The organism is Actinoplanes sp. CA-142083, assembly GCF_050942195.1.
In the GTDB taxonomy this organism is placed as follows: domain Bacteria; phylum Actinomycetota; class Actinomycetes; order Mycobacteriales; family Micromonosporaceae; genus Actinoplanes.
The window spans coordinates 7,967,985-7,980,662 of sequence record NZ_CP192076.1 but is presented as its reverse complement, the minus strand read 5'-3'; the positions used below and the strand labels follow the sequence as shown (position 1 = coordinate 7,980,662).

Here is a 12,678-nt window from a genome sequence, read left to right as displayed (position 1 = left end):
GGTGAACCCCGACGTCGGGTGGCATGGCGGTGTGACCCGGCGTTTCTTCGGAGCGCGCATGTGGGGGCACATGAGCACGACGGACCTGCCCGGGTCGAGCCTGCTAGCCGGTAGATACCGGCTGGTGGAGAGGCTTGGCGCCGGCGGGATGTCAGTGGTGTGGCGAGGGTTCGATGAGGTCCTCGGACGGCAGGTCGCGGTCAAAGTCCTGCCGCCGTCGACGAGCACCGACCCGGCCTTCCGGCGCCGGCTACGGGCTGAGGCCCAGGCCGCCGCCCGGCTCAGCCACCCGAACATCACCAATGTCTACGACTACGGTGAGGCCACCACGGTTGACGGTGAGCCCGTGCCGTACGTCGTCATGGAATTGATCGACGGCGAGTCGCTCGCCGCCGTACTCGCCCGGACCCGGCGGCTGCCCTGGCAGCACGCGGTCCGGATTACCGCCGAGGTCGCCGCGGCGCTCGCGGCCGCGCATTCGCGCGGCATCGTGCATCGCGACGTCACCCCGGCCAACGTGATGCTCACCCCGACCGGGGCCAAGGTCGTCGACTTCGGCATCTCGGCCCTCATCGGGGAGAACGACATAGACCCGGACGGCAGCCTGCTCGGCACGCCGGCCTATCTGGCGCCCGAGCGGCTCGAGGGCGGCCAGGTCAGTCCGGCCACCGATGTGTACGCGGTGGGCCTGCTGATCTACCGCACGCTGATCGGGCAGTTGCCGTGGGACGTCGGCACCACCACCGCGCTGCTGCGCGCGCACCAGTACGTGGAGCCCGACCCGCTGCCGGCGGTCGAGGGCCTGCCGCCCTCGGTCGACGCCCTGGTCGGCCGCTGCCTGGAGAAGCACCCGTCGGACCGGCCGTCCAGCGCCGAGCTCGCGCACGTGCTCGCCCAGATCGCGGCCGGGGCGCCGATGGCGGCCCGGGGCTACGTCCCGGACTGGGCCGAGAACGGCGAGGACACCACGATCCTGCCGGCCCCGCACTCCTACCCGGACGTGATCCGCCAGGAGCAGCCGGCGGCATCGGCCGGCGAGCCGGAGGCCCCGGCCCGCAACAGCCGGTTCGCCGAGCTCAAGTCGGGCCCGGTCCTGATCGGGGCGGCCGCCGCGGGAGCCGCCGCGGGCGGAGCCGTCGCCGCGAACGCCGCGGGCGACAGCCCGGCCTTGCGCAACGCCGTCGACAACAAGCCCGGCGGCACGCCGCCCGGCGAGCAGGACAAGGCCCGCAACAACTCCCGCGTGCACACCCGCCGGGTGCTGTTCGTGGCGGGCGCGGTCCTGCTGCTCGGCGCCGGCACGTACGCGTGGAGCCTGACCAGCAATCTCACCGGCAGCAGCGGCGCCGGCCGGCATGCGGCCACCCCGCAGCCCAGCGTGGTGCCCGCCACCGGCAAGTGCGTGGTCAGCTACGCGGTCTGGTCGGACGCCAACAACCAGTTCAAGGCCCAGGTGACGCTGGCCAACCGGGCGGACGCGCCGATCGACAACTGGAAGCTGTGGTTCATCATGCCCGGCGACCAGGTGGTCGCCGGCAGCGGCAAGTCGCAGCTCACGCAGGCCGGCCAGGGCGTCACGGTCACCTCGGCCAGCCCGCTCAAGCCGCAGACCACGCTGAACGTGCCGATCACCGGTCACTACCAGCTGAACAACACGCCGCCGCTGGCGTTCATGCTGAACAACCGCACCTGCGAGACCTTCGTGTCGTCCAAGCCGGGCGAGCCGTCGCGGCAGGTCGAGCACCTGTCGGACGGCACGGTGCGGCTCGGCGCCACCCCGGCGGCCAGCAACCCGTCGGTGGGCGTCTCGGTCGACCCGGGCGGAATAGTGCACATCACGCCGACCACGGCGCCGCCCACCACGCCCACCACGGGCGCCACGAATCCCACCACCGGCTCCACCACGGGCGCCACCCAGCCGACCACGGGCGCGACGACGACGCAGGACACGCTGGCCCCGAAGCCCGGGGAGAACACGACCTCGCCGACTCCCACGGAGACGACCGCGACGACCACCGAGCCGGCGGTCGACCCGACCACCCCGCTGGAGAGCCCGCCGCCGCCGCTGCCGAGCGACGAGGGGTGCGTGGACATCAACAACCCGGACTGCTTCCCGGCCTGATCCACCCGGTGATCGGCCGTCCGACCAAAAGCGCGAGTCGGGCGGTCGATCATCGCGTTAGGGTGAAAGTGATGTGAGCAGTCACTTTCTGGAGCGATCTGTTCCCAGCACCGATGAGACGAACGTGCGGCGTGGCGGACACCCCGGACACGCCCGGCGGGCAAGAATCGCTCCAGCGGGGCCATATCGTCGTACATCGGGGAGATCGACCAAAATGATCAGCATCGTGAAGGATCTGGCGGCGGAGGCGCTGTTCGTCTCCAGCCTGCAGCCGTCCGAAAGCCCCAGCAGGCAGGCGGTGGAGCAGGCCGTCACCGCGATGATCCTGCTGTACGGCAGCGACGGCTGCGCGGCCGAGGTGGCCACCGAGTTCGGCGACCACCCGGAGATGGCGGTCCGCCGCATGCACTGGGTGCATGACGAGCTCATCGGCGTGGTCACGCCCGCCATGAACTGAAACCTGAGCATTTCTCGCAAAAAGCACCCCAAAAGCAACCGAGTTCGGCCGCCGCTGCACCTTTCGGCGGCAAAGGTTCTCCTCGTCAGCCGGTTTTCACAACCGGTCGTATGAGCGAGGAGGACCACGTGACGACCACGACCGAGCTCCCCGCCACCATCGGCACGACCCACGACGCGCCGTCCGCGCGTGACATCGAGGACCTCGTCCGCGAGAACATGCCGATGGTTGGCCATCTGGTCCGGGAACTGCTCAACCGGGTACCGGGCCATGTACACGCGGATGACCTGTCGTCGGCCGGATTCGCCGCCCTGCTCGGCGCGGCCCGATCATTCGACGTGACCAGGGGAATTCCCTTCCACCGCTTCGCCGCGGTCCGGATCCGCGGCGCCCTGCTGGACGAGCTGCGGGGCCAGGACTGGGCCAGCCGCTCGGTGCGGGCCAGGGCGAGGCGCACCGCGGCCGCCCGCCAGGAGCTGACCGCCGCGCTGGGCCGCACGCCCACCGACGCCGAGGTGGCGGAGCTGCTGGGCATCGGGGTCGCGGAGCTCGCCACCGTCGAGGACGACGTGCAGAAGGCCGCCCTGCTCAGCCTGCAGGGCTTCCCCACGGGCGCGGCCGAGGAGATGGTGCCGGAGATGTCGGAGGGGCCGGAGGACCTGCTGCTCAAACGCGAGCGGCTCGGCTACCTGCATCAGGCGATCCAGGCCCTGCCCGAGCGGCTGCGGCTGGTGGTGACCGAGTCGTTCCTGCAGGAGCAGCCGCTCAGCGACGTGGCGGCGCGGCTGGGCGTGACCGAGTCCCGGATCTCCCAGCTGCGCACCGAGGCCCTTCAGCTGCTCCGTGAGGGCCTGAACAGCTCGCTGGCGCCCGAACTGCTCACCGTGGCCGCCGGCGGCCCACGGACCCGCAAGGGGTGCCTGCAGCGCCGTCGCTCGGAGTACTTCGCCCGGGTCGCTCAGCAGGGCAACCTGCACACCCGGCTGGCGCTCACCGACAGTCACGGGGTGCCGATAGCCGTAGCGGCCTGAGAAAAGATGTCACCTCCCGGATGTCCGCGCCCACGGCCGTGGCGAGCACGCCCGGCCCGGCCAGCGGCATGATCGCGGCCTGGCCGGTGGCGGGGGCGCCGCCGGCCAGGCCCGGGACCGCCACCAGGGTGCCCAGGGCCCGGAAGCCGCCGAGCACGGCGGGGGAGTCGAGGCCGGGACCGACGGCGAGGTCGTGCCGGTAGAGGGTGCGGCCGGCGTGGCGGATCGTCGTGCTCAGCCGGACCGTGCCGGTGGGCTCGGCGTGCCGGCCCAGGACCAGGTCCTCCCGCCACAGCAGGGCGCCGCCCTCGGCCACGTCGACCCGGGTGCCGGTCCGGTGGTCGCACCCCGCGGCGGCGATCAGCGGCTCGGGCTGCCAGTCGAGCGTGCCGGCCACCTCGGCGACCAGCGAAAGCCGGGACGGGGATGAGCCCGGCTTGCCGGGCAGTGCCAGTTGCGCGGCCACGCTCCGTACGATCAAATGCGCAGCCGCACCCACCGTGACCTCGACGCTCAGCTCGTCGCCCCGCAGCGGCCCGGCCGCACCACCGACCAGATGGACCGTCACGCCCGGCCCGCCACGACCGCCGGTGCGGCGAAGCAGCAGCGGCGATTCCCCGCGCAGCACCGCCAGCCGCGTGCCGCCTCGGCCGTCCGCCTCGGCGACGATGCGCGCGGCCGCCTTCACGGTGTGCGTCCGGCGTGCGTCACGACGTGCGTCACGACGTGCGTCACGACGTGCGTCACGACGTGCGTCACGACGTGCGTCACGGCGCGCGTCACGACGTGGGGAGCAGCGCGCGGATCCAGGTGGCGACCGCGGTGGCGTTGCGGTCCTCGACCAGCGAGACGAAGACGGTGGGCAGGTCGCCGCGGCGATCCTTGGCGTCGCGCTCCATCACGGCGAGGTCGGCCCCGACGAGCGGGGCCAGATCGGTCTTGTTGATCACCAGGAGGTCGGCGGCGGTGACGCCCGGACCGCCCTTGCGCGGCACCTTGTCGCCGCCGGCCACGTCGACCACGAAGATCTGCTTGTCGATCAGGCCCTTGCTGAAGGTCGCGGTCAGGTTGTCGCCGCCGCTCTCGACCAGCACGAGATCCAGCGGGCCGAGCGTGGCCTCGAGGTCCTCGACGGCGTCCAGGTTGGCGGAGATGTCGTCGCGGATGGCGGTGTGCGGGCAGCAGCCGGTCTCGACGGCACGGATGCGCTCGGCCGGAAGGACGCCGTTGCGCAGCAGGAAGTCGGCGTCCTCGGTGGTGTAGATGTCGTTGGTGACCACGGCCAGCCGGAGCTGGTCGCCCAGCGCCCGGCAGAGGGCGGCCACCAGGGCGGTCTTGCCGGAGCCGACCGGGCCGCCGATGCCGACCCGGAACGCCCGCGGCCCCTTCGCCGTCGTGTCCATGGTCGGGAGCGGATGCGTGTGCGGCATGTGCGGCACGTAGTTGTCGGAGGGCCGGGGCCAGGCCCCGCCGGTGGAGTGTTCAAGATGCAAAGAGACGCACCTCCCAGGTGGCGTGGTGTTCGGCGCCGATGTCGAGCAGGGGAGCGCCCGTGGCCGGCAGGTCGTCGACCGGGTCGCCGGCCCGGCGGGCGGCGTCGGCGGCGATGAGGTCGCACTCCGGGGCCAGCCTCGCGATCAGCGCGTGGGTCGCGTAAGGGTCGAGGCCCAGAAGGCGGACGGCGGCGCTGGCTACCCCGGCGACGGTTCCGTGCGCCGCGGCGACGGCGGCCTCCTGTGGGCCCAGGCCGGCGGCGTGCGCGAGGATGCCGAGGGCGACGGGCTGGTGCGGGCTGGGGCCGGTGGGCGGCAGCGGCCACATGGCCCGGCCGGCGCGCAGCAGGGCCCGGCCCTGGGCGCGGGAGGCCTTGCGCAGCGCGGGGGAGGGCGTGCGGGCGTCGAGGCCGTCGTCGAGGGCGGCCCACTCGGCGGGCCGATGGCAGGCGGCCGCGGCGAAGGCGGCGGCGACCAGGCCGGAGGTGGCGAGCTTGCCCGTGAGGAAGCCGGCCACGTCGTCCAGGTCGCGCACCCGGCCGGCGGCGACCTGGGCCTCGAGGCCGCCGGAGTGCGCGTGGCCGCCGGCGGGCAGGCGGCCGTCGGCGAGCACGAGAAGGGTCGAGAGGCCCATGTCAGAACAGGAAGTAACGCTGGGCCATCGGCAGCTCGGTCACCGGGTCGGGATCGATGACCTCGCCGTCGATACGGACGGTGAAGGTGTCCGGCTCCACCTCGATGCGGGGGAGGGCGTCGTTGCGGGGCAGGTCGGCCTTGCCCACCCGGCGGGTGTCCGCGACCGGGACGAGGGCGCGCTTCACGCCGACGCGGTCGCCGAGAAGGGCGTCGATGGCGGCCGGCGCCACGAACGCCAGGGACGTCTGGGCGGGCACAGCGCCGTACGCTCCGAACATCGGGCGCGGCAGCATCGGCTGCGGGGTGGGGATCGAGGCGTTCGCGTCACCCATCTGGGCGTACGCGATCATCCCGCCCTTGATCACCAACGAGGGCCGGACGCCGAAGAAGGCCGGCTCCCACAGCACCACGTCGGCCAGCTTGCCTTTCTCGACCGAGCCGATCTGTTCCGCCATCCCGTGGGCCCTCGCCGGACAGACCGTATATTTCGCGATATAGCGTTTTACGCGTTCGTTATCTGATTTGTCGTCGCCGGGCAACGCGCCGCGCCGGGCCTTCATCACGTGCGCGGTCTGCCAGGTTCGCATGATCACCTCGCCGACCCGGCCCATCGCCTGCGAGTCCGAGCCGATCATCGAGATCGCCCCCAGATCGTGCAGCAGGTCCTCGGCCGCCATCGTCGACGGGCGGATCCGGCTCTCCGCGAACGCCAGGTCCTCCGGCACCGCCGAGTTCAGGTGATGGCAGACCATCAGCATGTCGAGGTGCTCGCTGAGCGTGTTCCGGGTGTACGGCCGGGTCGGATTCGTGGACGAGGGCAGCACGTTGGGGTGCGAGGCGACCGTGATGATGTCCGGCGCGTGCCCGCCACCGGCCCCCTCGGTGTGATACGCGTGGATCGAGCGTCCCGCGATCGCCCGCAGCGTCTCCTCGACGAAGCCGGCCTCGTTCAGCGTGTCCGTGTGGATCGCCACCTGCACACCCGAGGCGTCGGCCACCCGCAGGCACGCGTCGATGACCGCCGGCGTCGTACCCCAGTCCTCATGCAGTTTGAATCCGCCCGCCCCGCCGCGCAGCTGCTCCCACATCGACTCCTCCGACATGGTGTTGCCCTTGCCGAGCAGCAGCACGTTGACCGGGTACGTGTCGATCGCCTCGAGCATCCGGGCGAGGTGCCACTGGTTGGGGGTGACCGTGGTGGCCTTCGTCCCCTCGGCCGGCCCGGTCCCGCCGCCGACGATCGTGGTGATCCCGCTGGCCAGCGCCGTGTCCAGGATGGTCGGGCTGATCAGGTGCACGTGGCTGTCGACGGCGCCGGCCGTGAGGATCTTCCCATTGCCCGCGATGATCTCGGTGCCCGGGCCGATCACCAGCTCCGGGTCCACGCCGTCCATCGTGTCCGGGTTGCCGGCCTTGCCGATCCCGACGATCCGCCCGTCCCGGATCCCGACGTCCGCCTTGACGATCCCCCAGTGGTCGACCACGACCGCGCCGGTGATCACCGTGTCCGGGGTGCCCTCGGCGCGCGTCGCCCGCGACTGCCCCATCGACTCCCGGATGACCTTGCCACCGCCGAAGACCACCTCGTCGCCGGCGTGCGGGCCGCCGCTGCGGTCCTGCTCGACCTCGATCAGCAGGTTGGTGTCGGCCAGCCGGATCCGGTCGCCGGTGGTCGGCCCGTAGAGCGCGGCGTAGCGGCCGCGGTCCAGGGTGCTCATCGCGGGCTGCCGTTCTCGGGCTCTTCTTCGTGCTCTTCCGCTTGCTCTTCCGGCAGCGCCTCCGCGTCCAATGCCCCGCCCGCCAGCCCTCGCAGCCCCGGCACGATCCGCTTGCCGCGCAGCGCCACCAGCTCCACATCGCGCGGCATCCCCGGCTCGAACCGCACGGAAGTCCCCGCCGGAACCGCCAGCCGCAGCCCCCAGGCGGCCGCCCGATCGAACTCGAGCGCCGCATTGCACTCCGCGAAGTGGAAGTGCGACCCCACCTGCACCGGCCGATCTCCGGTGTTACGCACCGTCAGCGCGACCACCTCACGCCCCGCATTGATCTCGATCGCCCCGTCACCCGCGATGACCTCGCCCGGAATCATCACGAGATCGGCCCGTGCACGGTGACGAGCTTGGTCCCGTCCGGGAAGGTCGCCTCGACCTGCACCTCACCCAGCATCTCGGGCACGCCTTCCATGACGTCGTCGCGCGTCAGCACCCGCCGGCCCGAGTCCATCAGCTCCGCGACGGTCCGCCCGTCCCGGGCACCCTCCAGCAGGAACGCCGTGATGATCGCCGTGGCCTCCGGGTGATTGAGCTTCAGACCACGTTCCTGCCGCCGCCGCGCCACATCAGCCGCGACGTGGATGAGCAGGCGTTCCTGTTCGTGCTGGCTGAGGAACAACCGAACCTCCCTGGATCCCCGGCGATGCTCGCACCCCGACGTTTCCCACCTGTTACCGGTTATCGCTGATCAAATCATCCGAAGCGCCGGATTCCATCAAATTCAAAAGCCACGATCGAGTACGGGCAACGCAAACCACCCGCCGAGCCGCACCGGCCAGTCAGTGGTCCGGGCCGTCGGCCGCCGCCGGGCTGTCCTGCAACGCACAAACCAGACGCCGCTCCCCGCGCCGCGCCGGCCCCCGCGCCGCGCCTGCTCGCGCCCTCCGCGCTCCGCGCCTGTGCGCGCCGCGCCCCCCGCGCCTGCGCGCCCCGCGCCTGCGCGCCCCGCGCCTGCGCGCCCCGCGCCTGCGCGCCCCGCGCCTGCGCGCCCCGCGCCTGCGCGCCCCGCGCCTGCGCGCTCGCCGAGCCAGGCGTGGCGATCTTGATGAACCGCGGCTCGCAGCGCACGGCAACTCATCAGCGCCGCCTCGCGCCCCCGTGGCCGGCTCAGATCTTGATGAAGCACCGTTCGCCGCGCACGCCAACTCATCAACGGCCCTGGGGCAGCTCCTCAGGCCGGCGACGTCAGATAACGCTGGATCGTCGGTCCGACCCACCCGGCGGCCTCCTCGGCCGGCATGGTCATCACCGGCGGCAGCCGCAGCACGAACCGGCACAGCGCCAGCCCCAGCATCTGGCTCGCCACCAGCCCCGCGCGCCGCGGCGCCGAAGCCGGGTCGGGGCAGACCGCGGCCACCACCGGCAGCAACTGCGCGCCGAAGAGGTCGCGCATCCGGTCGGCGGCCGCCTCGTTGGTCGCGGCCGCGCGCAGCAGCGCCGTCAGCGTGTCGTCACCCTCCCAGCGGTGCAGGAAGTGGCGGGCCAGGGTGGCGCCGAGCTCGCCGGCCGGGACCGCGGACACGTCCGGCAGCTGCAGATCGAACTCCGCGGCGGCCGCGAACAGCTTCTCCTTGTTCCCGTAGTACCGCATCACCATCGACGGGTCGATGTCGGCGTCGGCGGCGATCGAGCGGATGGTCGCCCGCTCGTACCCGTCGCTGGCGAACCTCTCCCGGGCCGCCACCAGGATCGCCGCGCGCGTGGCGTCGGACCGTCGTTCGGCCATTTCTAAGCTCCCGTCGCCACTTTGTCCCGGTGGATCGTAGACAGCTCGGAAAGATTCATCGCGAGCCCGCGCCCGACAGCCGGGATGCCGCCCACGAGCGGCAGCACCGCGTTGCGCAGCGCGATCAGCGGCCTGCTCCGAAGCGTGGCGACCTTGGTCATGCGGTGGGTGAGCGCGACGACCTCGGCGGCGACCGGGCGCCGGCGAGCTTCGTACGCGTCGAGGTCTGTCCCGTCGGCCAGCACCGCGGCCAGCTCGATCGCGTCCTGGATGCCGGTGTTCATCCCCTGCCCGCCGGCCGGGCTGTGCACGTGCGCGGCGTCGCCGGCCAGGAAGATCCGCCCGTCGCGGTAGCGGTCGGCGAGCCGGTGGTGCACCCGGAAGCGCGAGCTCCACACGACTTCGCGCACGTGAGCGGGCTGCTTGCGGGGCCCGCGGGCGTCGAGCAGCGCCTGCACATCGGCCGCGCCGGGTTGCTCGGGCGCGTCATCCAGCGTCGCGACGATCCGATAGCGGCCGCCGGGCAGCGGTGCGACCACGGCCAGGCCCTCGGGCGCGAACCACAGCGTCACCTCGTCGTCCGGCACCGGCCAGTCCATGCGCACGTCGGCGAGCACGAACGATTGCGCGTACGCGTCGCCACTGAAGGTGATGCCGCTCAGCTCACGCACCGTGCTGTGCATGCCATCGGCACCCACCAGATAGCGAGCCCGGATCGTCTCACCGTCGCGCAGCGTGGCCGTCACGCCGCCGTCGTCCTGCCGCACGCCGACCAGCTCCGCCGGCCGGCGGACCGAAACCCCGAGGTGGTTCAGCCGGGCGGCCAGGATCCGCTCCGTCTCGTTCTGAGGCAACATCAGCGTGTACGGGTACGCCGTCGGCAGCCCGCGAAAGTCCACCGTGAGCAGCGCCCGATCCCCATCCCGCACGGTGAACCGCGGCACGACGATCCCCTGCTCCACGAGCTCGCTAGCGACACCGATCTCGTCGAGCACCTCGAGCGTCCGCGCATGGATGACAGCCGCGCGCGACGTGTTGGCGCCCTCCGCCTGCTTGTCCACGATCTCGGCCACCATCCTGCGCTGCGTCACCGCGGCCGCCAGAGCAAGCCCGACCGGCCCGGCCCCCGCGATCAGAACGTCGATCTCACGCATGACTCCTCCTCGTTTGCCAACAACCGTTGGCACGAAGGTAGTCGATGCCAACACCTGTTGGCAAACACTTGTTGGCAAGCTTGCGAAGACGTGCGCCAAACGCGAGAACTCGCGCCGCACGGGCGGAGCGACGCTGATGAGTTGCCGCGCGCTGAGGGCCGCAATTCATCAAGATCGGCCGGCGGCGGAAGCAATGCGGGCGGCGGCGGGCTGCGGGCGGCGGCGGCGGGCGGGGGCGGCGGCCCGCAAGCGGGGCGCGGCAGGCGTGGGCGTGAGCGGGTGGGTGAGCTGGCGAACCGTCACGAGTCGCGAGGGGTGGGTGGCGCGGCTAGCGTCAGAGGCATGTTGCAGGTGACGCCCAACGGGCCGTGGGGCAAGGACGTACACGCGAACATGCCGGTCACGCTCGACGAAGTGCTTGCGGACCTGCGCGAATGCTTCCGGGCCGGCGCCACCGGCGTACATCTGCATGTGCGCGACCACGACGGCGCCGAGACGCTGCGGCCGGCGGCTGTCAACGAAAGCTGCCGGAAGGTGCGGGAGCTGGCGACCGAGGAAGGCATCGAGGTCGAGGTCGGGCTGACGACCGGCGCGTGGATCGTGCCCGATCTCGGGGAGCGCGTCGCGATGATCCGGGAGTGGGAAGGCGTGGACTGCGCGACCGTCAACCTCTCCGAGAAGGGGTTCGAGGGGGTCATGCAGGCGATGCTCGACACCGGCATCGGCATCGACGTCGGGCTGTGGTCGCCGGCGGAGATGGAGCTACTGACCGGCTCGGGATTCCTGAAGAGCGCGCAGCGGATCAGCATCGAGCTCGACGCGGGTGAGCCCTACTTCCTCACCGGCGACCCGTCCGAGGTGGCGCGGCAGGTCAACGACGCGCTCGACGCGGCCGGGTCGACGTGTCCGCGGCTCACGCACGGCATGGGCGACTGGACCTGGCCGCTGGTCGCCGACGCGTTCCGCCGGGGGCACGACACCCGGGTCGGCTTCGAGGATTCGATCCACCTCCCGGACGGCTCCCCGGCCCAGAGCAACGCCGAACTGGTCCGAGCCGCCCAGGCCCTCAACCCCGACCGATAGGGGCGCTCAACCCCGAGCAACAAAGGCGCTAACCCGAGTGAAAGGGCGCTAACGGCGCTCAGCCACAACCAGCGTGACCAGCGCCCCCAACGTCAGCAGCGCCCCCACCCCCGCCAGCGGCTGCGCCCCATGGACAGGCAGCACCGCCCCGCCGACCAGCGACCCCGCCGCGATCCCCAAATTGAAAGCCGTGCTCACCTCGGCCGAAGCGATATCCGTGTTGCCGGGCGCGAGCTGCAGCATGCGATTCTGCAGCGAGGTGGCGAAAGCCGAGAACGAGATCCCCACCCCGGCCAGCAGCACCACCACGACCGCCTGCACCGAGCCGAGCAGGTACAGCCCGAGCAGCGACACCGACCCCACCCCGATCGGCGTGAGCAGCGAGGTGACCGGGTGGGCGTCCAGGGTCCGGGACACGATCATCGTCCCGGCGATCCCGGCGATGCCCGACACGAACAGCAGCGGCGCCAGCGAGCTCGCCGAGAACCCACTGACGTCCAGCAGGAACGGCGTCACATAGGTGTTGAACACCAGAAACCCGGTGACCCCGGCGGCGACCGCGAACAGCAGCACCACGAAGGCGCGCCGATTCGGTGCGGTTCCGCGTGCTGCGCCGCCGTCGCTCGGCGGGTAGGTGGGAATCAGCGCCACCACCGCGATGGTCACCGCGACCCCGACCGCCGCCATCACCGCGAACGCCGCCCGCCACCCCGCCTGTTGCCCCAGCCAGGTACCGATCGGCACGCCGAGCACAGGCCCCAGCGCCGCGCCCGTCGAGAAGAACGCGACCACCCGCCCCCGCATGCTCGTCGGGAACATGCCGCTCACCACGGGCGGCGCGATCGACCAGAAGAGCGCCTGCGTCAGGGCGGTGACAAGCCGGGCAAGGGCCAGGATTTCGTACGAGGGAGCCAGCGCACCCGCGAGATTGGCCGCCGCGAACAGCAACATGGCCGCGCCCAGCACCCGCCTCCGGGGCACGTTCTTGGTGAGCGCGGTCAGCGGGACCGACGCCAGCACGACCACGATCGCGTACCCGCCGACCAGCAGGCCGACCTGGGAGCGGGAGCGGTCGAGGTCGTCGGCGATCACCGTGAGCAGGCCGATCGGCAGCAACTCGGTGGAGACCAGCGCGAACGCCGACACCGCCAGCACGATCAGCGCGGCCCAGGACCGGCGGAGCGTGAAGGCGGGCATCGACAGA

General features: G+C 72.0%; 13 protein-coding genes. 4 read left to right on the top strand and 9 right to left on the bottom strand.

Annotation, left to right across the window (positions count from 1 at the left end):
• Positions 1 to 70 precede the first annotated feature (70 nt).
• From ACQPZX_RS36440 to ACQPZX_RS36430, 3 genes are all read left to right on the top strand, one after another.
• Positions 71 to 2,122 carry a serine/threonine-protein kinase gene (locus tag ACQPZX_RS36440; protein ID WP_433365760.1) on the top strand — a complete coding sequence of 684 codons (2,052 nt, stop codon included), beginning with the start codon at positions 71 to 73 and terminating at the stop codon, positions 2,120 to 2,122.
• A 214-nt stretch (positions 2,123 to 2,336) separates the two neighbouring features.
• Entirely contained in the window at positions 2,337 to 2,579 is a 243-nt protein-coding gene (locus tag ACQPZX_RS36435; protein ID WP_433365757.1) for a hypothetical protein, read from the top strand.
• A gap of 128 nt (positions 2,580 to 2,707) precedes the next feature.
• On the top strand, positions 2,708 to 3,610 hold the full coding sequence (locus ACQPZX_RS36430; protein ID WP_433365755.1) for a sigma-70 family RNA polymerase sigma factor: 903 nt from the start codon (positions 2,708 to 2,710) through the stop codon (positions 3,608 to 3,610).
• Here the strand turns inward: ACQPZX_RS36430 and ACQPZX_RS36425 are convergent.
• The 8 genes from ACQPZX_RS36425 to ACQPZX_RS36390 all read right to left on the bottom strand — a co-directional run bounded on the left by ACQPZX_RS36425 (position 3,570) and on the right by ACQPZX_RS36390 (position 10,391).
• Complete coding sequence (locus ACQPZX_RS36425; RefSeq protein WP_433365752.1) at positions 3,570 to 4,298, bottom strand: urease accessory protein UreD; 729 nt, start codon at positions 4,296 to 4,298, stop codon at positions 3,570 to 3,572. The two genes, ACQPZX_RS36430 and ACQPZX_RS36425, sit on opposite strands and share 41 nt — an antisense overlap.
• Positions 4,299 to 4,389: 91 nt before the next feature.
• Positions 4,390 to 5,040 (bottom strand): urease accessory protein UreG, encoded by a 651-nt coding sequence (gene ureG / locus ACQPZX_RS36420; RefSeq protein WP_433385620.1) that lies wholly within the window; start codon positions 5,038 to 5,040, stop codon positions 4,390 to 4,392.
• A gap of 52 nt (positions 5,041 to 5,092) precedes the next feature.
• Positions 5,093 to 5,737 (bottom strand): urease accessory protein UreF, encoded by a 645-nt coding sequence (locus ACQPZX_RS36415; protein ID WP_433365749.1) that lies wholly within the window; start codon positions 5,735 to 5,737, stop codon positions 5,093 to 5,095.
• Between the two features lies 1 nt (position 5,738).
• Positions 5,739 to 7,457: an urease subunit alpha gene (locus ACQPZX_RS36410; RefSeq protein ID WP_433365746.1), complete on the bottom strand. Its 1,719-nt coding sequence runs from the start codon at positions 7,455 to 7,457 to the stop codon at positions 5,739 to 5,741.
• Positions 7,454 to 7,828, bottom strand: a complete 375-nt coding sequence (locus ACQPZX_RS36405; protein WP_433365743.1) for an urease subunit beta — start codon at positions 7,826 to 7,828, stop codon at positions 7,454 to 7,456. Before ACQPZX_RS36405 ends, ACQPZX_RS36410 begins: the two co-directional genes overlap by 4 nt.
• Positions 7,828 to 8,130 (bottom strand): urease subunit gamma, encoded by a 303-nt coding sequence (locus ACQPZX_RS36400; RefSeq protein ID WP_433365740.1) that lies wholly within the window; start codon positions 8,128 to 8,130, stop codon positions 7,828 to 7,830. Before ACQPZX_RS36400 ends, ACQPZX_RS36405 begins: the two co-directional genes overlap by 1 nt.
• Before the next feature lie 552 nt (positions 8,131 to 8,682).
• Entirely contained in the window at positions 8,683 to 9,237 is a 555-nt protein-coding gene (locus ACQPZX_RS36395) for a TetR family transcriptional regulator (protein WP_433365737.1), read from the bottom strand.
• A gap of 2 nt (positions 9,238 to 9,239) precedes the next feature.
• Positions 9,240 to 10,391: an FAD-dependent monooxygenase gene (locus ACQPZX_RS36390; protein WP_433365734.1), complete on the bottom strand. Its 1,152-nt coding sequence runs from the start codon at positions 10,389 to 10,391 to the stop codon at positions 9,240 to 9,242.
• 342 nt (positions 10,392 to 10,733) lie between these two features.
• On the opposite strand from ACQPZX_RS36390, the gene ACQPZX_RS36385 reads away from it, so the two are divergent.
• The gene (locus ACQPZX_RS36385) at positions 10,734 to 11,474 is read left to right on the top strand and encodes a 3-keto-5-aminohexanoate cleavage protein (protein ID WP_433365731.1); all 741 of its coding nucleotides are present in this window, start codon (positions 10,734 to 10,736) and stop codon (positions 11,472 to 11,474) included.
• Between the two features lie 48 nt (positions 11,475 to 11,522).
• Here ACQPZX_RS36385 and ACQPZX_RS36380 read toward each other — a convergent pair whose 3' ends face one another.
• Positions 11,523 to 12,671, bottom strand: a complete 1,149-nt coding sequence (locus tag ACQPZX_RS36380; RefSeq protein ID WP_433365728.1) for an MFS transporter — start codon at positions 12,669 to 12,671, stop codon at positions 11,523 to 11,525.
• Positions 12,672 to 12,678 lie beyond the last annotated feature (7 nt).

What these genes read in the sequence shown, in the direction of transcription:
- ACQPZX_RS36440 (WP_433365760.1), top strand. Translation starts at nt 71, where the DNA reads ATGAGCACGACGGACCTGCCCGGGTCGAGCCTGCTAGCCGGTAGATAC.
- ACQPZX_RS36390 (WP_433365734.1), bottom strand. Translation starts at nt 10,391, where the DNA reads ATGCGTGAGATCGACGTTCTGATCGCGGGGGCCGGGCCGGTCGGGCTT.
- ACQPZX_RS36435 (WP_433365757.1), top strand. Translation starts at nt 2,337, where the DNA reads ATGATCAGCATCGTGAAGGATCTGGCGGCGGAGGCGCTGTTCGTCTCC.
- ACQPZX_RS36385 (WP_433365731.1), top strand. Translation starts at nt 10,734, where the DNA reads ATGTTGCAGGTGACGCCCAACGGGCCGTGGGGCAAGGACGTACACGCG.
- ACQPZX_RS36405 (WP_433365743.1), bottom strand. Translation starts at nt 7,828, where the DNA reads ATGATTCCGGGCGAGGTCATCGCGGGTGACGGGGCGATCGAGATCAAT.
- ACQPZX_RS36415 (WP_433365749.1), bottom strand. Translation starts at nt 5,737, where the DNA reads ATGGGCCTCTCGACCCTTCTCGTGCTCGCCGACGGCCGCCTGCCCGCC.
- ACQPZX_RS36395 (WP_433365737.1), bottom strand. Translation starts at nt 9,237, where the DNA reads ATGGCCGAACGACGGTCCGACGCCACGCGCGCGGCGATCCTGGTGGCG.
- ureG (WP_433385620.1), bottom strand. Translation starts at nt 5,040, where the DNA reads ATGCCGCACACGCATCCGCTCCCGACCATGGACACGACGGCGAAGGGG.
- ACQPZX_RS36380 (WP_433365728.1), bottom strand. Translation starts at nt 12,671, where the DNA reads ATGCCCGCCTTCACGCTCCGCCGGTCCTGGGCCGCGCTGATCGTGCTG.
- ACQPZX_RS36410 (WP_433365746.1), bottom strand. Translation starts at nt 7,457, where the DNA reads ATGAGCACCCTGGACCGCGGCCGCTACGCCGCGCTCTACGGGCCGACC.